Genomic DNA, 24,403 nt, shown 5'->3' with positions numbered 1-24,403 from the left:
AGTCTTACACTTTCCTTACATTATTGTAAGGGTTTTTCAACTTATAGCAATTTCCCAATAAAAAATTTTTCCGTTTCATGAACTTTTATATTATTATTGAATGATACAAATTTTTATTACAAAAATCAAAGGAGACAGTTTTCAAATGGCTATCTTGCAAGGTTTAGCACTATTACTTGTTGTACTTTGTCTATTTACACTTTTTAGTTACCGTGCTCCTTACGGAATGAAAGCAATGGGTGCTTTAGCTAATGCAGCAATCGCAAGTTTTCTTATTGAAGCATTTCACCGTTATATCGGTGGAGAGATGTTTCATAATGACTTTTTACAATCAGTAGGAGAAGCTTCTGGTAGTATGAGCGGTGTCGCAGCGGCAATTTTAGTCGCACTAGCAATCGGTGTTTCACCCGTATATGCTGTTTTAATCGGTATCGCTACTAGCGGATTCGGTATTTTACCAGGATTTTTCGCTGGATACGTTTGCGCTTTCGTCGTGAAATTTCTCGAAAAGAAATTACCGGCTGGTGTAGAATTTTTAGCAATTTTATTTATTGCCGCACCAATCTCACGCGGAATGGCCATGCTTATGGATCCGCTCGTGAACGCAACGCTCGGTAAAATCGGTTCTATGATTTCAGTTGCAACTACAGAAAGTCCTATCATTATGGGTATTATGCTTGGTGGATTAATAACAGTTATTTCTACCTCTCCATTAAGTTCTATGGCACTAACTGCAATGCTAGGATTAACAGGTTTACCAATGGCAATTGGTAGTCTTGCCGTAGCAGCCTCAGCCCCAATGAACTTTATTTTCTTTAAACGACTAAAAATTTGTTCAAAGAAAGACACAATCGCTGTAGCAATCGAGCCTTTAACACAAGCCGATGTTGTTTCAGCAAATCCAATTCCAATTTATGCGACAAACTTCGTTGGCGGTGCCCTTGCTGGTATTATTACATCTCTGTTCCAGCTCGTTAATAATGCGCCAGGAACAGCATCACCAATACCAGGACTTCTTGTCTTATTCGGATTTAATGACGTTGTAAAAGTAACAATTGCTGCTGTATTATGTGGAATCGTTACCACTATTGTTGGATACATCGGATCAATCGTATTCCGCAAATATCCAATTCGTTCTGCTGATGAAATTCGCGGCATTACTTCGGAAGAGAAAGTCGCATAAGAAAAAGAGCTATTCTCATTGTTTGAGAGTAACTCTTTTTCTTGTCGTCTGACGGTAAATGAAATTATATTAGCGATTTTTCAAATATATCGGCGTAACTCGAATTATATCAGCGATTTTTTTAATATATCGACCGTAACTCGAATTATATCGGCGATTTTTTTAATATATCGACTTACCGACACATAACGACAAAATAAGAGCCCCCTATTCATATAGGAGGCTTTTATTTTATCTAGCTACAGCAGCTAGAATCTCCGGCCATTTCACACTCTCGGTCGAGCGTTCCAATGACCTGCGATTCTGAGCGAGCTGCCTCCGCTTTTATTTCTATCCAGTTACGCCTCTTAGACCCTTGCGTCTAAGAACCTTCCCTGCCAAAAGGTAAAAAGCACCTTTTGCAGGAAAGAACCTTAGTCACCGGGTCTAAACAGTCGGCTTCACTTTTATTTCACCCAACCGAGCAGCATTTCCCGCACGAATTTGCTTGCTGCGACTGGTGTTTGATCACTATGGTCGTAGACAGGAGCTACTTCTACTAAGTCTGCTCCAACTACATTTATATTTGAATTTGCAATTGCCACGATGGAATCTAATAATTCTTTAGATGTGATACCTCCAGCTTCTAACGTTCCTGTTCCTGGAGCGTGAGCTGGGTCTAATACGTCAATGTCGATTGTGACATAAACTGGGCGTCCTGCAAGTTTCGGTAATACTTCTTTTAACGGTTCTAATACGTCAAATTTATATAAGTTCATACCTACTTCTTTTGCCCATTCGAATTCTTCCTTCATTCCAGAACGAATACCGAAAGAATATACGTTTTCCGGACCAATTAAATCGCACACTTTACGAATAGGTGTAGAGTGGGATAAAGGCTCCCCTTCATACGATTCACGTAAATCAGTATGGGCATCCATATGGATGATTGCTAAATCCGGATATTTTTTTGCCATTGCCTTAAAAATTGGCCAAGACACTAAGTGCTCACCGCCGAGACCTAGTGGAAACTTATCGGCATCTAAAAGTTTTGATACATACTCTTCAATCATGTCTATGCTACGCTGTGGATTTCCAAATGGTAATGGAATATCACCCGCATCAAAATATTTTACCTCTTCTAGTTCACGATCTAAATATGGGCTATATTCTTCAAGACCGATTGACACTTCACGAATACGTGCAGGGCCAAAACGAGAACCTGGACGGTAGCTTACTGTCCAATCCATTGGCATCCCGTAAATAACTGCCTCTGACTCTTCAAAACTTGGATGACTTTTAATAAATACTTTACCTGAATAAGCTTCATCAAAACGCATACTCTTTTCCTCCTTATGTGGAACTTAAGGTATCCCAACCTTTCATTATTTCTCAAATTTGGAGCCTATAACTCCTCTTTCTCGATTTACCTGTGCCTTCTTGTTCTTACAAGAAGACTACTTCATTTGTAGCAGTGTAAGTAACTAGCATGTTCAAGCCTTCTAGACAAACACCTTAAATGAGTCACTTACACTTTATTTATTTCAATTTAACGCTCTTACTTGATTAAATCGCCAACAAATTTCGGTAATGCGAATGCTGCATTGTGTAATTCTTTTGTGTAGTATTTCGTTTCGATTTCGTGGAAACGCTCTTCACTCACTTCTAATGGATCATGTTTTTTAGATCCAATTGTGAACGTCCAAAGACCACTTGGGTAAGTTGGAATGTTCGCTGTGTATAAACGAGTAATTGGGAAGATCTCCTTTACGTCTTTAAACACAGTTGTAATTAGTTCTGGTGTGAACCAAGGGTTGTCCGTTTGTGCAACGAAAATACCATCTTCTTTTAACGCTTTAGAGATTCCAGCGTAGAAGCCTTTTGTAAATAGATTTACTGCTGGTCCTACTGGCTCAGTAGAATCTACCATAATTACGTCATATTCATTTTCGCTTTCTGCAATGTGTAGGAAACCGTCTCCTACTTTTACTTCTACACGCTCATTATCTAGTGCGCCCGCAATTGATGGTAAGTATTGTTTAGAGTACTCAATTACTTTTCCATCGATTTCAACAAGAGTTGCTTTCTTTACGCTTGGGTGTTTTAACACTTCACGAATAACACCGCCATCGCCACCACCTACGACTAATACGTTTTCAGGGTTTGGGTGTGTAAATAAAGGTACGTGCGCTACCATTTCATGATAAACGAACTCATCTTTTTCTGTTGTCATAACCATGCCATCTAAAATAAGCATGTTTCCGAACTCTTCCGTTTCAACCATATCAAGTTTTTGGAATTCTGTTTGCTCCGTATGTAATGTGCGGTTAATACGCGCCGTAATCCCAAAATGTTTTGTTTGTTTTTCAGTGAACCATAGTTCCATCGTACAATCACGCCTTTCAATGCAAATTTATAATAGGGACATCATTAATGTCCCCTAACAAAAATAAAACAAAACATCCAAAAAGTATAGTTAAAAGTACAAAAATACCGAAAATATATTTTAGTCAGAGGGTTCTAACATATGTACGAAAAGGGATTGCCCTGTAATAGGAAAGAAAACCCTTTCTTAAGAAAGGGCTTTTGTCTCTACTTCTACCGGCTTTCGAACCGGAATTAAAATCATTACACAACCGACTAACACAACAATTCCACCGACTAAAAACGGACTTTGCGGTGAAACAGTGTGGCCGATAATTCCTGATAAGATTGGAGCAATTGCGCCACCTAACCAACGAACGAAGTTATAAACACCTGATGTAACAGATCTTTCATAAGGTGAAATATCCATTACATAACTTGTAAATAATGCATTATTTAACCCAGATGCTAATCCCGATAGAACAATTAATACAATTTGTAACCACATAACTTTCACGAAGAATAGTGCGATTAAGAAAAGGGCAAATACGAGTAAACTACCTTTCAACAATGCTTTCGGTTCATATTTCCCTTCTAGCTTATGAGCCAAAATTGCAGAACCGTAAGCTAACGCTAATCCCCATCCGCAAAATACAAAGCCTAATTGAATAGCAGATAAATGCATAATAAGTGGTGAATATGCTAGCACAACGAAAAATCCGTAGTAGTATAACATTCCTGAAATCGCACCTTGCATAAACGGTTTATATTTCACTAGGTTAAGTAATTCCCCTACGCCTGCCGCTTTACGTTTCACTTTTCGCTCCGGTTCTTTTACAAAAAAGAAAACTAAAATAAATGCTAAGAAAATTAAAATACTCGTCGCAAAAAATGGGTAACGCCAAGAATGTCCACCTAATATCCCGCCTAATAACGGTCCGCCTGCCATCCCTAAACCGATAGCTGCTTCATATAGTCCTACTGCTTCATGAACTTCTTTACTTAATGCAATCAATAATGTCATCGCCGTTGCGAAGAACATCGCATTTCCTAATCCCCACCCCGCGCGGAAAATAGATAATTGGGCAATCGTTTGCGATATACCGCATATAAACGCAAATACAGTTACAATCGCAAGACCGATCGTCATCATTCGTTTATCACCAAATCTTGATGCGAATATTCCAGCTGGTAACATCATAATTGCCATTGTTAAAATATATGCTGTAAATAACATCTCTACTTGCCAATGTGATGCACCAATTTGTTCAGCAATACTTGGTAAGATTGGGTCGACTACCCCTATACCCGAAAAGGCAAGGAAGGTAGCCACCACTGTAATCAATCTCCCTAATTTTTGTTTGCTCTCCATTTTGATCATTCTCCTTTTGTACTCTCTAAAAATGTCGCTGCACGATGTAGGCTATCTTCGAGTTCCGCCTTTACACGCTGCATTTGATCCATTTTCTCGTCTAGCGTTTGCACTTGTTTTTCAAGCATCTCTTTAATTTCTTGAATCACTTCGCGGTCACGAGGATTCTCACTATTTCTTCTTTGCTCCATTCTTTCTTTTAACGATAAAAAATGTTGCATTTCTTGAAGTGTAATCCCTAATACTTCTTTCGCTTCTACAATCCTTTTAATTCTGGCGATGTCCTCGTCCGTATACAGGCGAATGTTCCCCTCACTACGTTCAGGGGGATGAATTAAACCAATTTCCTCATAATAACGAAGTGTACGTTTTGTTAAACCAACTTGCTTTGTGACTTCATCAATTTTATACATGTTTATTCCTCCCTTCACTTGATTATTACATTTTACGTTAACGTTAACTTTTGTGCAACTGTTAGACTTTTGTAAATGTTTATCCCATTCAATTGTATTTTTCCAAAAGCAGTTTCATAATGAAAGAAAAGAAACGATAAGGAGATTTCCGTATGAATAAACCACTTATTTTCGCCCACCGCGGGGTAAAAGGAACACATCCAGAAAATACGATGATTGCCTTCCAAGAAGCAGAACGCATTGGTGCCCACGGCATTGAGCTTGATGTCCACCTATCAAAAGATGGTGAACTTGTCGTGATTCACGATGAAACAGTAGATCGCACAACAAATGGCATAGGTCTTGTTTCTGAAAAAACGGTAGCGGAATTACAAACTTTAGATGCTGGTAGCCATAAAGACCCTTCTTTCCATGAAGCAAAAATCCCAACGTTACGTGAAGTATTCATTTGGTTATCTACGACAAATTTACAGCTCAATATTGAGTTAAAAACAGATGTTATCCACTATCCAACTATTGAAGAAAAAGCTGTTGCTCTCGTTCGTGAATACCATCTATCTAATCAAATTATATTCTCATCATTTAACCACGACTCTGTTTCATTATTAGCAGAAATAGCTCCTGAAATCCCAAGAGCAATTTTATATGATACACCACTTGCTGATCCTATCGCTGAAGCAAAAAATAGAGAAGCAACTGGTTTACATCCAAACTTTCAATTACTAACAAAGGAATTTATTCAATTTGCACAAGATCAAGGGTACGTTTTCCGCCCTTATACGATTAACGAATACAAAGATTTACAAACTATGATTGACTATGGCGTAGATGTCATTATTACCGATTGGCCAGCACGTGCCTTTGAGCTCCTTTCTTAATTGAAGGAGCTTTTTGTTTTCGAAATTTCATTGTTTAAAATAACCGAAAACCCTCAATACTAATACAATAATGTTTGTATTAGTATTGAGGGGCTGAAAAAGATGGATCAAACTATGAATCCGAAACTTAAAAAATATAAACGTCTTTTCTTCACCGTAATGTTTTCTTCTGTTCTTTTTTTCGTTTTTTCCTTTTTTGTTATTATTATAGTTGCAAAAATTATGGGACCTCCTCCTGTTGCTGTCCCACAAACAAGTGTCTTTTACGCTAATGATGACACTGTTATCGGACAAAGTAATGAAATGCAAAAACGTTACAATGTATCTCTCAATGAAATTTCTCCTTATGTAAAAGAGGCGACACTTTCTATCGAAGATCAACGATTTTACAAACATCATGGCTTTGATATGAAACGTATTGCTGGTGCTATTGTTGCCGATTTAAAAGCGATGGCAAAGGTCCAAGGTGCTAGTACGATTACACAACAGTACGCTCGTAACCTATACTTAGATCATGATAAAACGTGGAAACGTAAACTATTAGAAGCGATGTACACAATTCGCCTGGAAGTGAACTATAATAAAAATCATATTTTAGAAGGATATTTAAATACAATTTATTACGGGCATGGTGCTTACGGAATCGAAGCTGCGTCTCGTCTATATTTCGATAAAACAGCAAAAGAATTAACATTAGCGGAAGCTAGTATGCTCGCAGGTATCCCGAAAGGACCTAGTGTCTACTCTCCCTTTTTAAAAGAGGATCGTGCGAAAGGACGACAATCTCTCATATTAGACGAAATGGTAGAACAAGGTTACATTACGAAGAAACAAGCAACGTCAGCAAAAAAAGATCCACTAACTTTTGCCTCATTAGATACAAAAAAAGTGACAGAGATTGCACCTTATTTCCAAGATGCTGTACAAGCTTCTCTTCTTCGTGATATCGGATTAGATGAACAAGCCTTACAAAAGGGTGGCCTGCGTATTTATACAACACTAGACCCTAAATTACAATCTGTTGCAGAGCAAGCTGTAAAAGATCACATACCTGACACAACAAACATACAAACTGCGCTCGTCTCTATGAATCCAAAAACAGGTGAAGTAGCTGCCCTTGTTGGCGGGACTGATTATAATACGAGTCAATTTAACAGGGCCACACAGGCCGCTCGACAGCCTGGATCTACGTTTAAGCCATTCCTGTATTATGCGGCATTAGAACGAGGATTCACCCCTGCTACGCGCTTAAAAAGCGAATACACTGTGTTCACTTTAGGTGACGGTGTTTCAAAGTATAAACCGAAAAACTATAAAGACTATTATGCAGACGATTTTGTAACAATGGCGCAAGCTCTTGCGGTCTCTGATAACGTATATGCCGTGAAGACCAATTTATTTTTAGGCGAAGACATTCTTACAAAAACAGCGAAGCAATTCGGTATTACTACCGCATTAAAAGATGTTCCGTCTCTCGCTCTCGGTACATCTCCTGTAAAACCAATTGAAATGGTTAACGCTTATAGCATGTTCGCAAACGGCGGAAAAGAAGTAAAACCAATGTTTATTCGCCGCATTATGGACCAGGAAGGAAACATGCTATACGATGCTCATTTGGAAAGTAAACAAGTTCTCGATAAAAGCAAAGCGTTTGTAATGGAAGAAATGATGACGGGCATGTTTAATAAAAAACTGAGCAGCTATGCTGCTGTAACTGGTCAATCGATGTTATCTAAACTATCAAGAACATATGCCGGAAAATCCGGTTCTACTGAAACAGATAGTTGGATGATTGGATTTACCCCGCAAATCGTAACGGGTGTATGGGTTGGATATGATCAACCTAAATCGATTTCAAACGTAGCAGAACAAGGATATGCGAAAAAAATATGGACCGATACGATGGAAAAAGGCTTAGATGGACAACCTCAAAAAGAGTTTAAACAACCAAGTGACGTCGTTGCAGTCGATATTAACCCTGAAAACGGAAAAATCGCTACAAAAAATTGTCCCATTTCAGTTAAAATGTATTTCGCAAAAGGTACAGAACCAACTGAATATTGTATGGATCATGTCGATGACAAAGAGGAATTTGAAAAGACAACTGAAGAAAAGAAGAAAACAAGTTGGTGGAAAAAATATCTTCCTTGGTAAAAAAATAGCTGACGGGCATCCGTCAGCTATTTTTTATTCACTTAATAATGCACGGCGCAATTCTTCACTAGATTCGTTCCAAATCGCTTCATTATGTTCTTTCAAGAATGTACCAAGTACTTTTTTAGATGATTCATCCATATGGTCGACCATAATGTAACGCTTCATTGATTTATCCATTTTGTTTACGTGCTCTGGAAGTGATTTATATCCGCGGCGAATTTCACGGTCAACTGTCATTTCACAAGCTGTTACACCTGCATAATAAGCACCTGTCGCCGTTCTTTCAATCGTTACCCACACAAGCCAAAATGGTTTTCCGTTTGGAACTTCATCTTTATTTGTTAAAAACTTAATACCTTTTTCGACTGTACTACGTGCATGCATTGCACCGATATCAACAAATGCTGTTTTCTCTAGTACATCGACAAATACAGGTGAAATGTTTTCTAGACTTAATGCTCCAACACCAAAACCACCATGTCCATCTGTTGAATCATTTTTCACGATATTAAAACCGATTTTTTTCTTTTTCTCTGTCATATGTAAACTCCTCCTCACTTAATGATTATAAAAGGCCAAAAATAGGCGCAATGATACTGTCTAAAAATACAAATACATATGGAATGACAACATTAAAAATAGGTTGAATTGTATAATTGCTAAGCGGTGTAATAACAAGAATTAATAACGCTATTGCTCCATACTTTTCATACTGTGTCATTTTCGCACGAATATTTGTTGGTGCTAAATCTTCCACAACTCGATACCCATCAAGTGGCGGAATTGGCAATAAGTTAAATACAAGTAATACGATATTAAGCATAATAAAAATTCGGAAGAATTGAGCCAATGTATCTGCTACTGCAAATGGAATTGAATCTAATACACCAAATGTTAATAGGCTATACCAAATAATTAAACCAATTGCACTTAAAATTAAGTTACTAATTGGGCCTGCAATTGAAACTAATATCCCTGCAAGACGCGGCCTTTTAAAGTTATATGGGTTAACAGGAACAGGTCTTGCCCAACCAAAACCAAGAATTAATACAGCGATCATCCCAATAGGATCTAAGTGCGCCATCGGTGATAATGTTAAACGGCCTTGCTTCTTTGCTGTATCGTCTCCAAATTTATATGCAACATATGCATGCGCAAATTCATGCACTGATAACGCAATAATAATGGCCATTGCTACCAACGGAATTTGTTGCAATGGGTATCTAAATAACTGATCCATGATTCATCTCCTCTTCAATATGTCAAAAAAAGAAATTATTTGTTTTTTCGATTGTTCTTCCCCATAATCCGCTATAATAAAAGTGTAACTTACATAAAAGGAGCGATTATATATGCCATACGTAACAGTGAAAATGCTAGAAGGACGCACAGAGGAACAAAAGAAAGCTCTTGCTGAGAAAGTAACAGCAGCAGTAAGCGAAACAACTGGTGCTCCTGAAGAAAACATCGTTGTTTTCATCGAAGAAATGTCTAAAAACCATTATGCAGTTGGCGGAAAACGCTTAAGCGACAAATAATTTCAAGTTCTTTCATAAGAAGCAGCTCTTAGCTGCTTCTTATTTTTTTCCTTCTAGTAACTCGATGATTCTCTCTTTATATTTTCCTTTTCTTCCATCTTCATAGATTAAATCATGCGGATAGAATAGTTTTTGATCCCTTCTCTTCTTACCAGTAATTGCCTCAACAATATCCGATTCACGCGAAAGCTCTCTAAGCTCTCCATTTGGCATAAGAAGTAAGATTGGCAGACGTTCTTCTTCTTCACCAGCACGGTAAAAGTCATACGGTAAGTCTGACGTTGAATCAACTACTAAATAGTATTCTGGATCAAGTCCAATCTTTTTAAATAAGCTACTTAATTCCATCCAATTATCTAAACCGTGCTTATCTGTAAACTCTACATATTTAAATAGGTTTCGATTCATAAAACGGCGGCATAAATCACTTAAAATTGGATCCTCTTCGTCTTGCCATACTTGGAAGTAATAATACATAACGTTCTCGTCTAACTTTAAATAATCCTCTACTGTTACTTCTTCTTCAAATAAAGAATAGAAATGAACCGGATGATTTTTAAATGTATAATACTTCTCGTGCAATGATTTTGCACGGTGTAAAATCTTCGTTAAAATAACTTCAGCACTGCGCGTTACCGGATGGAAGTATACTTGCCAATACATTTGATAACGGCTCATAATATAATGCTCAACAGCATGCATACCACTATTTTTAATGACTACTTGATTCCCGTACGGACGCATGACACGCAGTATACGTTCCATATCAAAGTTTCCATACTTTACGCCTGTGAAATACGCATCTCTTAATAAATAGTCCATACGATCTGCATCAATTTGACTGGAAATCATACTAATCGCTAATTTATTCGTAGATGTTTTGGCGATTACATCGGCTACCTTTTGCGGAAACTCCTTATCCACGCGGCTTAATATACGATTAATTTCCGTATCTCCAACGATAATCTTTTGCGTAAATTTCTCATGATCTAATGAAAATACTTTTTCAAACGAGTGAGAAAACGGGCCGTGACCGACATCATGAAGTAATGACGCACATAAACATAACAATCTATCTTCAGCATTCCAGTTCGGTCTGCCATCAAACACATCATCAATCATACGACGAATAATTTCATATACACCTAACGAATGAGTAAAGCGACTATGCTCTGCACCGTGAAATGTAAAAAATGTCGTTCCAAGCTGCTTTATACGGCGCAAGCGTTGAAATTCTTTCGTTCCGATTAAATCCCAAATAACACGATCGCGCACGTGCACATATTTATGTACCGGGTCTTTAAACACTTTTGTTTCGCTGAGTTTGTCGTTTAAATATACCACCTTCCGACATCCCCCTTTCTTTACTGCATTCTTACTATATATTATAAACGAAATAGGAAACAGAAAGAAATGAAAGACTATATTAATTGCCCTTATATAAAGAAAAAATCACTTTTACCGAAGTAAAAGTGATTTCTGTTTATACATTATTTCCCTAAAACGAATTCAGCAACTTCATCTAAGATCATTTCTTTACCTAGAGGGAAGTAACCTTTGTTTACGTCTTCGCTTTTAATTGTAAATACGTGGTTGTTTTTAACAGCGTTCATGTTTTTCCAAATTGATTCTTCTTGGAATTCTTTTAGACGTTGAGAACCGTCACCAGTTGTAAATACGAATAAGTAATCCGGGTTGTAATCGATTAAAGCTTCTTTTTGTACTTGTACTAGTGGTTTATCCGTTGGTGTACCTTTAACTGCTGGTAATTTTAAATCATTAAAGATTACGCTACCGTAACCGTAGTCACCGTATACGCGGAAAGCATTTGGATATGCAGCCATTTTCATAAATTTAGCATCGCCAGTTTTCGCAACGATTTTGTCATGTAATTTGCTTGCTTTTTCATCATACTGTTTGAACCATTCTTTCGTTTCTTTCTCTTTACCGAAGATTTGACCTACTTCTTCGAATTTCGGACGCCATTGGTCTAATGGAGTTTTTAACATAACTGTTGGTGCAATTTTAGATAATTGATCATAAATCTTTTCTTGACGATTGTTTACAAGAATTAAGTCTGGTTTTGCAGCAGCTACTGCTTCGATGTTAATTTTATCACCCCAAGCAGAACCAACTGGTTTTACGTCTTTTAATTTCTTTTCAATATGTGCATCAATCTTTTCTTGAGATGTATTAGCAGTAATAATTGGTTTCATACCAAAGATTAATAATTCTTCCGTTGAACCACTCAGGTCAGCAATTTTCTTTGGATTTGCAGGAATTTTAATTTCCCCTTTTGCGTGTTGTACAGTGCGCTCTTCAGTCTTCGCATCCTTCGCATCTGCTTTCTTCTCTTCTTTGTTAGAACAAGCTGCAAATAGTACAGAAGTAACGACTAGTACCATTGCTAATAACGCCATTTTAAAATTCTTCATGTTCCCACTCCTTCTAGCTGTATTTCTCTTATAAGTTACAGTGAACTATAAGAAACAAGATTAACAATTAATAAATATATATTGATTAATTGTTGCTTATGCCCCGCTCTAACGGGTGTTCAACTTCCTATTTACTAATAAGAAGCTCAACGTCCATTAGAAGGCCCCCTCTTTACGAGGGGGATTCTACTTATGCTTTTTTACGCAATTGATTACTAATCATCGCTAAATCATATGTTAAACAAATTGGTTTACAGTTTACTGGACACGGAACGATTTGAGCTTCAATCTCAAATACACTGCGAAGTGTTTCACTCGTCATCACTTCGTCTGGCGTTCCTTGCTTCATTAATTTACCTGCTTTTAATGCAATCATATGATCTGAGAAACGAGAAGCATGGTTTAAGTCATGGATAACCATAACAATCGTTCTACCTTCTTCTTCGTTTAACTTTTTCAATAAGTTTAATACTTCTAATTGATGAGCCATATCTAAGTACGTTGTCGGTTCATCTAATACGAGTAATTCTGTCCCTTGTGCAAGAGCCATCGCAATCCATACGCGTTGACGTTGCCCGCCTGATAACGCCTCTGCTGAGCGATTTGCGAATTCTGTCATTCCCGTCACTTCAAGTGCCCAATGAATGTAGCGATAATCCTCTTCTTTCAACGTTCCAAATCCTTTTTGATGAGGAAAGCGTCCATATGAAACGAGTTCAAACACAGTAAGGCCCGTTGGCACTTCTGCAGTCTGTGGTAAAATCGCCATTTTCTTTGCGATTTCTTTCGTTGGCTGTTTCTCAATTGCTTTTCCGTCAAGATAAACAGTACCTTTTTTTGCCTTCAAAATACGAGAAGCCGTTTTTAATAATGTGGACTTCCCACAACCATTTGGTCCAATAATTGTTGTAATTTTCCCTTCCGGAATTTCAACTGTTAATCCATCAATAATTAACCCTTCATTATATCCAACAGATACCGCATCAACTGCTAAAGTTGCCATACAAAAAGCCTCCCTTTATTTTGTCCTCATAAGTAAGTATATGAAATATGGTGCACCAATTACAGAAATAACAAGACCGACCGGTATTTCTGAAGTTGTTAACACACTTCTTGAAATTACATCTGCGAATAAAAGTAAAAACGTCCCTATTAGTGCAGCAGTAGGCAGCATAATTTGATGTTTACCACCAACAAGGCGCCTCGCTAAATGCGGAGCCATTAAACCGATAAAACCAATTCCTCCGGCAACAGCGACAGATGCACCAGCTAAACACACTGCAATAAATAATAATTTACGTCTTTCTTTTTCTACATTTAAACCAAGACCAACAGCTGTCGAGTCGCCTAGGTTCATTACATTTAATATGTGCGCCTTACTAATAGCCAGTGGCAAGAAAATAACCATCCATGGAAGTACACTTAGTACGAACTTCCAATCTGTGCCCCATAGACTTCCTGCTAACCAAATCGTAGCAAAGCGGAAATCGTTAGATGTCATCTTCATAGAAAAAATTAAACTAACAGCACCAAACCCGGCTGCAACAGCGATACCAACTAGTATTAATCTCGTTGATGAAACGCCGTCTTTCCATGCTAGTAAATAAATAATAACCGCCGCTAATATTGCACCAACTAACGCGAAGAATGGAAGGATAAATACAGATAAAAATGTGCCAGTCCCAACTTTTCCGAAGAAAAAGTAGACGAATATAACAACTGTTAATCCCGCTCCAGCGTTAATACCGATAATACCTGGATCAGCAAGTGGATTTCGTGATAACCCTTGCAAAATCGCACCTGACATCGCTAAAGCGGATCCAACTAATATAGCAATAACCATACGCGGCATACGGAATTCAAATAAAATAACAGACTGATCTTCAGCACCAAGTCCAACCAATGACTTTAATACGTCCATTGGCGGTATTTTAAATGTCCCTGTATTTAAACTTACTAAAAATACAGTAACGATTAATCCTACTAAGATTGTTAAAACAGAAACATTCTTTTTTGTTAAGACACTTGTCCTCACATTTTCCCTCTCCCTTCGTTACGTGCTAAGTAGAGGAAGAATGGAACCCCAATTAGCGCTGTAATTGCTCCAATTGGCGTTTCAAACGGCGGATTAATAACGCGAGATAACATATCTGCACTTTCAATTAACAGCCCACCTAAGACCGCAGAACATGGAATAACCCATCTATAGTCTGAGCCTACAAGGAAACGAGTCATGTGCGGGATTACAAGACCAACAAATCCAACCGATCCTGCCATAGAAACCGCAGAACCTGTTAACACAAGAACAAGTACTGTTCCGATAAATTTAATTAATGTCGTATTTTGACCAAGCCCAATTGCAATTTCTTCACCGAAGCTTAAAATTGTAATATACCTCGACATCATAATTGCAATAAAGAGACAAACAAGGCCAATTGGTACTAACATATTAATACTTTCCCATTTCACTCCCGCAACTCCGCCTGCATTCCACATACTCACCTCTTGGGCAAGGTTGAAATATAGCGCAATTCCAGATGAAATGGCCCCTAATAAAGCACTAATTGCTGCACCGGCTAAAGCTAACTTCACAGGTGTTAATCCACCTGGTGAAGAAGACCCAATTCCATATACAATGCTCGCTCCAAACGCAGCTCCAATAAAAGATGCGATAACGAACATTAAATAAGGTGAATTAGGGAAGAATGCATACATAATTGCAATTCCAAATACAGCTCCATCTGTAATTCCCATTAACGATGGTGAAGCAAGTGGATTTCGCGTCATACCTTGCATAATTGCCCCTGATACCGCTAAAAAGGCACCTGCTACTACGCCCCCTATTGCTCTAGGCATGCGAAGTTCTTGAATTACGTTATGATGCGTAATAGAACCGTCAAACTGAAACACAGCTTGCCATACAGTCTTTAAACTAATATCTGCAGCACCAAACGAAATAGAAACTGCCATGCTTAAAGCTAACAAAACTGTACCTGCTACTAAAATAATAGAAGCAACGAGCGGTCTGCTCTTAATCTCTTTAACATTCACATCTTGATGTTCTATACTCCTTGCGCTCGCTTCCATACCTCAACCATCCTAACCAACAACATATATTTAATAAAATGAAATTTATTCTCAAATAGTAATAAAAAAATTAGGTTAATTGATCTTTTCCTGATAATGATTATCAGAATCAGACACTTTCTATTCTACCTATCGCTTCAAAAGACTGTCAACCATTATTTTGAAATACAAATTTATATAAATTGAAATTTGAATAAATAGATGATGCCCCTCCTTCATTGAATGTTAATCTACTCAATTGTATTTTCGTAGAATAACTCATTCCTCTTATGGGCATAAAAAAGAAGAGTAATCTATTCACTCTTCTTTTTCTTACTTATTTAACTTTGCTTCAATTTTTACAATTAATTCATCTTCTGTTGGAGCCGCGACTGGACGATTATTTACAAATGCGAATGATTTTTTACGGCCAGGGCCACAGTAAGACTGACACGCAACTTCAATCGTTGCACATGAATCTACTTTTTTTAACTTTGGAATCAACGTTTTAACGTTCGTTGCCTGACAATCATCACACACACGAAATTCGTTCCCCATTATATAACACTTCCTCTATTTTAAACTTTTCTCAAGTACATTTAAGAATAAACACTAAATGGTATTTTACCGCTCTTTGAAGCTCGTTGCAAGTTTCCCTTTAAAGCTCTTTCTTCATATTAATGCTACATATTTATATGTTTTCCTACAGAAGCTTACGTCATTCTTGGCAAAATTTATACCTTTCATCGAAATCTACCATATTTTTAAAAGCTTTGTATAAAAGCTCATTTTTTTGCCCATTATAAAAATAGGAAGTTCATAAAAAGAAAGGGAGTTGAATCTATGAAAGTAAGACAAGATGCTTGGACGGATGAGGATGATTTATTACTTGCTGAAACTGTACTTCGTCACGTTCGAGAAGGAAGTACTCAATTAAATGCATTTGAAGAAGTGGGTGATCAATTAAATCGTACATCGGCTGCCTGTGGTTTCCGTTGGAATGCTGTTGTTCGCTATAGTTATGAACAAGCTCTTCAACTAGCAAAAAAACATCGTAAAGATAAAATGCGCGCTGCAAGCGGCGAACAAGCGAAAAAACGTTTACTTTATACACCACCAGCTTCAGATTCGATAACTGATTACGAAGAATTCGTACAAGAGGAATCAATTGTACAATATAAAGAAGCTATTCCATATAAAGAAGCCAACGTTCCTGCTGCAAAAGGCTCTATAACAATGCAAGATGTTATTTATTTTTTACAAACAGTCGGATCTTCCAATATAAAAGTAACAGCTCTTGAAAACGAGAATACGAGATTGAAACAAGAAATTAAATCACAAATGCTTCGAAATGAAGAACTAGAAAAGAAACTAGAAAAATTAGAAAAACAATCTCATACTGTACAAGAAGATTACGAAACACTTATGAACATTATGAACCGCGCTCGTAAGTTGGCAGTCATGGATGATGAGGAACGCTCACAAACATCGTTCCGCATGGATCGAAACGGTAATTTAGAAAAAATTGCAGAATAGAAAGGATGCATGTAATGCATCCTTTTTTAGTCTTTCATCTTTAAACTTTCCCTTTATATGCGAGAAAACCCCATTCTTCATTTTTTGCTATAATAGAGATTGTCATTTTAAAGATAAGGGGTTAGTTATATGAGCAATTCCCGTTCCATTTTATCTCAGCCAGAGTGGCGTATTGTAGATCAGTCTAGTTTGGGACCAACATTCCATGCATTGCAGTCATTCGCAATGGATGACACACTGTGCACAAGCATTGGAAATGGTCAATCAGCTGCAACAATGCGTTCTTGGGTTCATCACAATACAATTGTTCTTGGCATTCAAGATTCACGCCTACCACACTTGGAAGAAGGTATTTCCTTTTTACAAGAAAACAACTTCAATGTTATCGTTCGTAATTCCGGTGGACTTGCAGTCGTACTTGATAAAGGTGTTTTAAACGTATCACTTTTATTCCAAGAGACGGAAAAAGGTATCGATATTGATCTTGGATACGATACAATGTGGCATTTAATTAAGGAAATGTTAAACGATTACGATGTTACAATCGAGGCAAAAGAAATTGTTGGTTCTTACTGTCCTGGTAGCTATGACTTAAGTATTCGCAATCAAAAATTTGCTGGCATTTCACAGCGCCGTATTCGCGGTGGTGTCGCTGTCCAAATTTATCTCTGCGCTACAGGAAGTGGCTCTGAGCGTGCCGCACTCGTTCGTGATTTCTACAACCTAGCCATTCAAGGAGAAGAAACACGCTTTACATATCCTGAAATTGTACCGAGTACGATGGCTTCACTTTCAGAATTACTTGGCGAAACCATTACAGTACAAGATTTAATGATGCGCCTTTTAAAAACATTGCAGCAATTCGCTCCAAAGTTAACATCATCTCAATTAACAATAGATGAAATACCTTTATATGAGACGAATTTACAACGCATTATTGATCGTAACAATAAAGCACTTGGCTTAGAAAAATAAAGACCGTCGCTATAATAGCGACGGTCTTTATTTCGATTCATTATAGAATTAAAGTGCTTGAGCTGCTGTAATTAAAGCTAACTTGTACACTTCTTCTTCGTTACATCCGCGAGATAGATCATTTACAGGCATATTTAAACCTTGTAAGATTGGTCCTACTGCTTCGAAGTTACCTAAACGTTGAGCGATTTTGTAGCCAATATTACCAGCTTCTAAGCTTGGGAATACGAATACGTTAGCATCACCTTTAATTGTAGAACCTGGAGCTTTTTTCTCAGCTACAGACGGTACGAATGCAGCATCGAATTGGAATTCTCCATCTAAAGTTAATTCAGGAGCCATTTCTTTTGCAATACGAGTTGCTTCTACAACTTTTTCTGTTTCTGGAGATTTCGCAGAACCTTTTGTAGAGAAGCTTAACATAGCAACGCGTGGATCAATACCGAATAGTTCAGCAGTTTTCGCACTCTCGATACCAATTTCAGCTAAATCTTGGCTGTTTGGTGCAATGTTAATTGCACAATCAGCGAATACATATTTCTCTTCTTCACGTACCATGATGAATACGCCAGAAGTTTTTGTAACGCCTGGTTTTGTTTTAATGATTTGAAGTGCTGGACGAACTGTATCAGCTGTCGAGTGAGCTGCACCACTTACTAAACCGTGTGCTTTACCCATGTATACAAGCATTGTACCGAAGTAGTTTTCGTCTTTAAGGATTTTGCGAGCGTCTTCTTCAGTTGCTTTACCTTTACGGCGTTCAACGAAAGATGCTACCATTGCATCCATTTCTTCGTATGTAGCTGGGTCATAAATATCAACGCCTGCTAATGTTAAATTCATGCTAGCAGCTTTTGCGCTAATTTCTTCTTTATTACCAACTAAAATTGGTTGTACTAACTCTTCTTTTGCTAAACGCTCTGCAGCGCCTAAAATTCTTTCATCAGTTCCTTCAGGAAGTACGATAGAAATGCCTTTTCCTTGAACTTTTTCTTTTACTGTTGTAAATAAGTTGCTCACGAATAAACCCTCCTACATATGTTAAAAAACTCTATCTTTAAGAATACTGCTTTTCCTCTATATTTTAAACTTATAGCTCCCAAAAAATAGATAAAATGAAAATGATTATATTTTCATAAAATTCAGCCTAGAAATAAATCCCCTTTAAGCCTTATCTTCTCCTATTTTCAAGTAAATTTAAATGTGACAATTTTATGCGCTAAAGCTTTATATAGATGATTTTAAAACTATATATGCTATAGTTAACGTGTAAAACTATCATTAACTGAGGTGAATAGAATGAGTGAAGCAACAACAACGTTAGATGGCTGGTATTGTTTACATGATTTACGTTCTATTGATTGGGCTGCATGGAAAACATTATCTAGCGACGAACGCGGACAAGCTGTGTCTGAATTTTTAAATGTCGTTGAAAAATGGAACGAAGTATCTACCGCGAAAAAAGGTAGTCATGCAATGTATACTGTTGTTGGCCAAAAAGCTGATATTATGCTTATGATTTTACGTCCAACAATGGAAGAGTTAAATGAAATTGAGACAGAATTGAATAAAACAACATTAGCTGAATATATGGTTCCTGCATACTCTTACGTATCTGTTGTTGAACTAAGCAACTACCTTCCAGCTGATGAAGATCCATATCAAAACCCACAAATCTTAGCTCGCTTATATCCAGAACTACCAAAAGCAAATCACATTTGCTTCTACCCAATGGATAAGCGTCGCCAAGGTGATGACAACTGGTACATGCTTCCTATGGAAGAACGTAAAAAAATGATGTACAGTCATAGTAAAATCGGTCGCCAGTACGCAGGTAAAGTACGCCAAGTTATTTCAGGATCAGTTGGATTCGACGATTTTGAGTGGGGCGTAACATTATTCGCTGACGATGTTCTTCAATTTAAAAAACTTATATATGAAATGCGCTTCGATGAAGTAAGTGCTCGTTATGGTGAATTCGGAACATTTTTCGTTGGAAACATTTTACCAGACGAAAAGGTAGAGAAATTTTTACACATATAAAGTGAAACTTTAATGAGTGGGGGTTTTGTTCATCCCCCACTCATTATCATCGCCCACCTAACTTCTTTGCTGTCGCTTAATTTTGAGGTGGGGATCTTACTGCCCGGCAAATAGCGGGGCAAATCATGAAAAAGGAACGAAATTCGTTCCTTTTTTTATTACCCTCTATATTTCTCCTCAAAAAACTTCTTTTCTCTGCAAATTTGAACAAAAATCGACAATTCTTTTCGATTTCCTTACAAAATTGTAACCTTTCTATATCCAAATTTATGCTAAAATGGTACGAGCTACATGCTAATAACGATGCGAAGGTGATAATCTATATGAAGGAAATCTTGTCTATTTTACTAGCGCTTTTATTGTCAATTTCTTCCTTAGGAGTAACAACATCCCATGCGGAAGAAAAAATACACATTGAGGCAGCTGCTGCACTTCTATTTGATGCAGATACAGGAAAAATACTGCATGAACAAAATCCAGATGAATTGCTAGCTATTGCTAGTATGTCAAAACTAATTGTTGTTTATGCCGTATTAGAAGCAATTAAAGAAGGAAAAATCACTTGGGATACAAAGGTAAACATTTCTGATTATGCTTATGAAGTTTCACGTAATAATGAATTCTCTAACGTTCCGTTTGAAAAGGGACGTCAATATACTGTAAGAGAATTATATCATTCTATCGTTATCTTCTCTGCAAACGGATCTAGTATTGCCTTAGCAGAACTTCTTGCAGGAAGTGAGAAAAACTTCTTAAACCTTGCAAATGAACATGCAAAAAAACTAGGGTTAAAGAAATATAAATTTGTAAACGCTACTGGGTTAAATAACGCTGACTTAAAGGGAAAACACCCTGAGGGAACGGATCCGAATGGAGAAAATTCCATGTCAGCTCGCGATATGGGTATGCTTTCAAAAGCAATAATTACAAAGTATCCAGAAATGCTAGAGGATACAAAACAAAGATTTAGAAACTTCCCAGATAATCATCCGAAACCAATTCGTATGGAAAACTGGAACTGGATGTTACCAGGTGCTGCTTTTTCTTATGAAGGAACAGATGGTTTAAAAACTGGTAGTTCTGATACTGCTGGATACGGATTCACTATTACAGCAAAACGTGGTGACTTACGCCTTATTTCAGTAATTATTAAAACAAAATCAATGGACGAGCGTTTCACTGAATCTCGTGCATTAATTGAATATGGATTTAATAACTTTGAAAAACAAAAATTAAAAGTTGATAAACACAACACAATCTCTGTAGTAAAAGGTAACGAAGATCAAGTGACTGTTACACCGGAAAAAGAAATAACAGTAATTGCGAAAAAAGGTAGCAAAGATCCTTATAAAATTGGGACTGAAGCAGATAAATCCCTTGCTGAAGATGGACATTTAGTCGCTCCTGTTAAAAAGGATGCAAAAGTAGGTTCCATCGTTCTAGAACCAACTGATAAATACGGATTTTTAGATGGAAATAAAAACATGAAAGTTACTGCAAAAACGACAGAAGAAGTTGAAAAGGCAAATTGGTTCGTATTAACAATGCGCTCTATTGGAGATTTCTTCTCAAACTTATGGTCTAAAGTATTTTAATGACGGAAAGCTAGCTCACGCTAGCTTTTTTTATTTCCCTCTCTCCATGTAAAACTTCGTTTGGTTGTCATATCTGAGTCCTTTTTCTCATACGTATGAACTAGTAATCGTTACACACTTCATCTAGAAATAAACCTCTTTCCACAAGGTATTCCAAAAAGAGAGGTGACACATAATGGGTGTTATTGCTTATAACGAAGAAGATGTAAAGTTATTAGCTAGACTGATGCGTGCTGAAGCCGAAGGAGAAGGACAACAAGGAATGTTAATGGTCGGAAACGTAGGAGTAAATCGTGTCCGCGGAAATTGTTTAGATTTTAAAAAAATACGTAATTTACGTCAAATGGTTTATCAAAATCCTGGCGGTTTTGAGGCAACGCAAAAAGGGTATTTTTATCAGCGTGCAAGAGAACAAGATATCGCATTAGCAAGGCGAACGATTCAAGGACAACGTTTTTGGCCCGCCAACTTTTCCTTATGGTTTTTTAGACCGGAAGGCCCTTGTCCGCCAACTTGGTATAATCAGCAAAACTCTGGTCGCTTCAAAAAGCACTGCTTCTTCCAGCCATCTGGCGAGGATTGTCCTGGCGTATATTAAGGATTGATAATGAGGAGGGATTTTTGAATGGCACAGCAACAAAACCCGTATTACGGAACAGGTTTCTATCAACCATCTGGAACTTATGTACAACCGCAACAAATGACCCCACAGCAACAGCAACAACAGCAAGCAATGCAACAACAAGCTGCGCAAGCTCAATATGCCGTTTCTCAAGGCATGTTACCATTAGAACAGTCGTACATTGAAAATATTCTTCGCTTGAACAAAGGCAAGCAAGCTACCGTTGTAATGACTTATGAGCGTGGTAGTTCGCTCGGTACACAATCTTATACAGGTATTATTGAGGCAGCTGGTCGTGATCATATCGTAATTAGTGAGCCCCAATCAGGGAAACGTTATTTACTATTAATGATTTATTTAGATTATGTAGAATTCCCAGAAGAAATTACTTATTTACCTAGTCAACAAGCAACTTATGCTCCAAGACCATAAAAAAAAGCTGGCGTATGCCAGCTTTTGTTTTTTATAATCCTTTTACAACTGCAGTTCCGACTAAGATCCATGCCACGATAAACGCTACACCACCAAGAGGTGTAATTGGGCCAAAGAACTTAATACCTGTCGTACTTAATGCATACAAACTACCTGAAAACATAATAATCCCAGCTACCATAAGCCAGCCAGCAGTAGTTAAAAGTGATGATTGAATTTTATCCATTAATAAAGCAACTACGAATAGTCCACCGGCATGAAACATTTGATATGTAACACCTGTTTTCCAAACTTCTAACATTTTTGCAGAAACTTTATTTTCTAAACCGTGTGCTCCAAAAGCCCCTAACGCAACAGATAGCCCTGCCGCAATACAACCTAGTAAAAAGAAAATTTTCATCTTAATTCCCCTTTTTTTACCTTTATCATAAGCAATTTTTTCATATAAGCCAAACGATTTATCTTCTAGAAATCAAATAAAGAATTACCGTTTGCGCCTTCTTCTTTTATATAAACAGGTTCTCCAGAAACCGGCATAACTGGTTGAACTGTCGTCATAGGCTGAGAGCCAATTACTTGTGATGGAATCTCAGGTTCTCTATACATAGAAGGCTCAGCTTGTTCATCTAATAATAAATCACATAACGCTCGCACAACTAATAAATGCGCTTTTGATTGTTGCCCTTCACTGCTTTTTGCCTTTGCAATTTCATTCGCCATTTTATTTAAAATCTTATCGCTCGATATTTGCATTCCTTGTCACCTCTTACTTTGTAGTTCTTTCTCAAATTGTCCTAGCTTCTCTACTGAACCAAACACTATTATCATATCATGTTCTTGTAGTTTTTCCTGCCCCGTTGGATTATGTATAACATTCCCATTTCTCAAAATCGCTAAAATTGTTACATCAAATTGATTTCTCACATCACTCTCTAGTAACGATTTACTAGCTAAAATAGAACCTTTGCCGACTGCAATTTCTTCAATTACAAATGACTGTTCCACGCCATATAGTACTGTATCAATATAATGAACTGTTAGCGGATTCGCAATACCTTTTGCAATATGAATTCCTGCCATGCTAGATGGATTAATCACCTTATTTGCCCCAGCACGCTTTAATTTGTCTTCAGTTTCTGGTTTTTCTGCTCTTGCCACAATTTTAATTGCATCGTTTAGCCCTCTTGCCGTTAATGTAATAAATACATTTTCAGCATCATTTGCTACGATAGCAACTAAACCGGCTGCCTTTGAAATTCCCGCATGATGTAACACTTGGTCTTCCGTTGCATCTCCGTGTACATACAAAAGTTTTTCCTTCTCTAATATACTTTCATCTTTATCTACGACGACAAATGGAATTTTCTTTTCTTGCAATTCATGTACAACTTGAAGCCCCACTCTACCACAACCACATACGATAATATGATTTTGTAACTGTGCTATTTGTTTATCCATCTTCTTCCTCCGTACTGCATGAAATAAATTCCCTTCAATAATCATAGCTGCCACTACACCAATTGCATACGTAACAATACCGACTCCAACAGGTATGATAAGAAGCGCAAAAACTTTTCCTGCCTGTGTTACAGGAACGGCATCTCCGTACCCAACAGTTAATACAGTAATCATCGTCATCCAAAATGCTTGAAACAAACTAATCTCTTCAATCATCATAAATCCTAGCGTTCCTAGAATTACAACAAAAGTCATACATATAACTGCTATCCATAATTGCTTCCGTGCATTCATATTGTGCTTCAACTCTTTTCTCTATCTACAATCTTTGCCAGTGGAAATGAAATACATATATAC

26 protein-coding genes are annotated in these 24,403 nt (G+C 37.4%); 10 read left to right on the top strand and 16 right to left on the bottom strand.

Annotated elements, in window-relative coordinates:
• Nucleotides 1–145 precede the first annotated feature (145 nt).
• Nucleotides 146–1,183: a PTS sugar transporter subunit IIC gene (locus AC1Q8N_RS19210; protein ID WP_000996323.1), complete on the top strand. Its 1,038-nt coding sequence runs from the start codon at nt 146–148 to the stop codon at nt 1,181–1,183.
• A 446-nt stretch (nt 1,184–1,629) separates the two neighbouring features.
• On the opposite strand, the gene speB is transcribed toward AC1Q8N_RS19210, so the two are convergent.
• The 4 genes from speB to AC1Q8N_RS19190 form a co-directional block, all read right to left on the bottom strand.
• Entirely contained in the window at nt 1,630–2,502 is an 873-nt protein-coding gene (gene speB / locus AC1Q8N_RS19205; protein ID WP_001209823.1) for an agmatinase, read from the bottom strand.
• 218 nt (nt 2,503–2,720) lie between these two features.
• Nucleotides 2,721–3,548, bottom strand: a complete 828-nt coding sequence (gene speE, locus AC1Q8N_RS19200; RefSeq protein WP_000424696.1) for a polyamine aminopropyltransferase — start codon at nt 3,546–3,548, stop codon at nt 2,721–2,723.
• A gap of 186 nt (nt 3,549–3,734) precedes the next feature.
• Nucleotides 3,735–4,898 carry an MFS transporter gene (locus AC1Q8N_RS19195; protein ID WP_060487953.1) on the bottom strand — a complete coding sequence of 388 codons (1,164 nt, stop codon included), beginning with the start codon at nt 4,896–4,898 and terminating at the stop codon, nt 3,735–3,737.
• Nucleotides 4,899–4,903: 5 nt separating this feature from the next.
• A complete protein-coding gene (locus AC1Q8N_RS19190; protein WP_088065047.1) occupies nt 4,904–5,311 on the bottom strand; it encodes a MerR family transcriptional regulator in 408 nt (135 codons plus the stop codon).
• 152 nt (nt 5,312–5,463) lie between these two features.
• Between AC1Q8N_RS19190 and AC1Q8N_RS19185 the strand changes: the two genes are divergently transcribed.
• Both AC1Q8N_RS19185 and AC1Q8N_RS19180 read left to right on the top strand, forming a co-directional pair.
• Nucleotides 5,464–6,189 (top strand): glycerophosphodiester phosphodiesterase, encoded by a 726-nt coding sequence (locus tag AC1Q8N_RS19185; RefSeq protein ID WP_097890098.1) that lies wholly within the window; start codon nt 5,464–5,466, stop codon nt 6,187–6,189.
• Between the two features lie 102 nt (nt 6,190–6,291).
• A complete protein-coding gene (locus AC1Q8N_RS19180; RefSeq protein ID WP_098827583.1) occupies nt 6,292–8,343 on the top strand; it encodes a transglycosylase domain-containing protein in 2,052 nt (683 codons plus the stop codon).
• 33 nt (nt 8,344–8,376) lie between these two features.
• Here the strand turns inward: AC1Q8N_RS19180 and AC1Q8N_RS19175 are convergent, their stop codons facing one another.
• Both AC1Q8N_RS19175 and AC1Q8N_RS19170 read right to left on the bottom strand, forming a co-directional pair.
• The gene (locus AC1Q8N_RS19175; RefSeq protein WP_087983730.1) at nt 8,377–8,886 is read right to left on the bottom strand and encodes a YwhD family protein; all 510 of its coding nucleotides are present in this window, start codon (nt 8,884–8,886) and stop codon (nt 8,377–8,379) included.
• A 25-nt stretch (nt 8,887–8,911) separates the two neighbouring features.
• Complete coding sequence (locus AC1Q8N_RS19170) at nt 8,912–9,586, bottom strand: site-2 protease family protein (protein ID WP_000372469.1); 675 nt, start codon at nt 9,584–9,586, stop codon at nt 8,912–8,914.
• A 112-nt stretch (nt 9,587–9,698) separates the two neighbouring features.
• On the opposite strand from AC1Q8N_RS19170, the gene thmT reads away from it, so the two are divergent.
• On the top strand, nt 9,699–9,884 hold the full coding sequence (gene thmT / locus AC1Q8N_RS19165; RefSeq protein ID WP_001147171.1) for a 2-hydroxymuconate tautomerase: 186 nt from the start codon (nt 9,699–9,701) through the stop codon (nt 9,882–9,884).
• A gap of 39 nt (nt 9,885–9,923) precedes the next feature.
• Here thmT and AC1Q8N_RS19160 read toward each other — a convergent pair whose 3' ends face one another.
• The 6 genes from AC1Q8N_RS19160 to AC1Q8N_RS19135 form a co-directional block, all read right to left on the bottom strand.
• Nucleotides 9,924–11,228, bottom strand: coding sequence for an HD domain-containing protein (locus AC1Q8N_RS19160; protein WP_098048872.1), 1,305 nt, complete (start codon nt 11,226–11,228; stop codon nt 9,924–9,926).
• 146 nt (nt 11,229–11,374) lie between these two features.
• A complete protein-coding gene (locus AC1Q8N_RS19155) occupies nt 11,375–12,319 on the bottom strand; it encodes an ABC transporter substrate-binding protein (protein WP_098048870.1) in 945 nt (314 codons plus the stop codon).
• Between the two features lie 190 nt (nt 12,320–12,509).
• Nucleotides 12,510–13,322, bottom strand: a complete 813-nt coding sequence (locus AC1Q8N_RS19150) for an ABC transporter ATP-binding protein (RefSeq protein WP_000212066.1) — start codon at nt 13,320–13,322, stop codon at nt 12,510–12,512.
• A gap of 15 nt (nt 13,323–13,337) precedes the next feature.
• On the bottom strand, nt 13,338–14,354 hold the full coding sequence (locus AC1Q8N_RS19145; protein WP_001260774.1) for a FecCD family ABC transporter permease: 1,017 nt from the start codon (nt 14,352–14,354) through the stop codon (nt 13,338–13,340).
• Entirely contained in the window at nt 14,351–15,406 is a 1,056-nt protein-coding gene (locus AC1Q8N_RS19140; RefSeq protein WP_088047723.1) for a FecCD family ABC transporter permease, read from the bottom strand. The genes AC1Q8N_RS19145 and AC1Q8N_RS19140 overlap by 4 nt, the downstream gene beginning before the upstream one ends.
• A 312-nt stretch (nt 15,407–15,718) precedes the next feature.
• Complete coding sequence (locus AC1Q8N_RS19135; RefSeq protein WP_000526075.1) at nt 15,719–15,943, bottom strand: YuzB family protein; 225 nt, start codon at nt 15,941–15,943, stop codon at nt 15,719–15,721.
• 285 nt (nt 15,944–16,228) lie between these two features.
• On the opposite strand from AC1Q8N_RS19135, the gene AC1Q8N_RS19130 reads away from it, so the two are divergent.
• Together AC1Q8N_RS19130 and lipL are read left to right on the top strand one after the other, a co-directional pair.
• Complete coding sequence (locus AC1Q8N_RS19130) at nt 16,229–16,921, top strand: RsfA family transcriptional regulator (RefSeq protein ID WP_404519940.1); 693 nt, start codon at nt 16,229–16,231, stop codon at nt 16,919–16,921.
• A 129-nt stretch (nt 16,922–17,050) separates the two neighbouring features.
• On the top strand, nt 17,051–17,896 hold the full coding sequence (gene lipL, locus AC1Q8N_RS19125) for an octanoyl-[GcvH]:protein N-octanoyltransferase (protein WP_098075903.1): 846 nt from the start codon (nt 17,051–17,053) through the stop codon (nt 17,894–17,896).
• Nucleotides 17,897–17,944: 48 nt separating this feature from the next.
• On the opposite strand, the gene pta is transcribed toward lipL, so the two are convergent.
• A complete protein-coding gene (gene pta / locus AC1Q8N_RS19120) occupies nt 17,945–18,916 on the bottom strand; it encodes a phosphate acetyltransferase (protein WP_000067226.1) in 972 nt (323 codons plus the stop codon).
• A 279-nt stretch (nt 18,917–19,195) separates the two neighbouring features.
• On the opposite strand from pta, the gene hemQ reads away from it, so the two are divergent.
• From hemQ to gerQ, 4 genes are all read left to right on the top strand, one after another.
• A complete protein-coding gene (gene hemQ / locus AC1Q8N_RS19115; protein ID WP_001287602.1) occupies nt 19,196–19,939 on the top strand; it encodes a hydrogen peroxide-dependent heme synthase in 744 nt (247 codons plus the stop codon).
• Between the two features lie 323 nt (nt 19,940–20,262).
• Nucleotides 20,263–21,534 carry a serine hydrolase gene (locus AC1Q8N_RS19110; protein ID WP_048542747.1) on the top strand — a complete coding sequence of 424 codons (1,272 nt, stop codon included), beginning with the start codon at nt 20,263–20,265 and terminating at the stop codon, nt 21,532–21,534.
• A gap of 175 nt (nt 21,535–21,709) precedes the next feature.
• Complete coding sequence (cwlJ, locus tag AC1Q8N_RS19105) at nt 21,710–22,132, top strand: cell wall hydrolase CwlJ (RefSeq protein ID WP_000538163.1); 423 nt, start codon at nt 21,710–21,712, stop codon at nt 22,130–22,132.
• 27 nt (nt 22,133–22,159) lie between these two features.
• A complete protein-coding gene (gene gerQ / locus AC1Q8N_RS19100) occupies nt 22,160–22,588 on the top strand; it encodes a spore coat protein GerQ (RefSeq protein ID WP_000068648.1) in 429 nt (142 codons plus the stop codon).
• Between the two features lie 31 nt (nt 22,589–22,619).
• Here the strand turns inward: gerQ and AC1Q8N_RS19095 are convergent, their stop codons facing one another.
• The 3 genes from AC1Q8N_RS19095 to AC1Q8N_RS19085 form a co-directional block, all read right to left on the bottom strand.
• Complete coding sequence (locus AC1Q8N_RS19095) at nt 22,620–22,988, bottom strand: DUF423 domain-containing protein (protein ID WP_000688322.1); 369 nt, start codon at nt 22,986–22,988, stop codon at nt 22,620–22,622.
• 65 nt (nt 22,989–23,053) lie between these two features.
• The gene (locus tag AC1Q8N_RS19090) at nt 23,054–23,341 is read right to left on the bottom strand and encodes a YwdI family protein (RefSeq protein ID WP_001167358.1); all 288 of its coding nucleotides are present in this window, start codon (nt 23,339–23,341) and stop codon (nt 23,054–23,056) included.
• A gap of 6 nt (nt 23,342–23,347) precedes the next feature.
• Nucleotides 23,348–24,340 carry a potassium channel family protein gene (locus AC1Q8N_RS19085; RefSeq protein ID WP_048542753.1) on the bottom strand — a complete coding sequence of 331 codons (993 nt, stop codon included), beginning with the start codon at nt 24,338–24,340 and terminating at the stop codon, nt 23,348–23,350.
• Nucleotides 24,341–24,403: the final 63 nt, after the last annotated feature.

This window comes from Bacillus sp. GW823-FHT06B01 (genome assembly GCF_058952315.1).
Note: the sequence above shows the minus strand (reverse complement) of the source record. Positions and strands in the feature narration are given on the sequence as shown.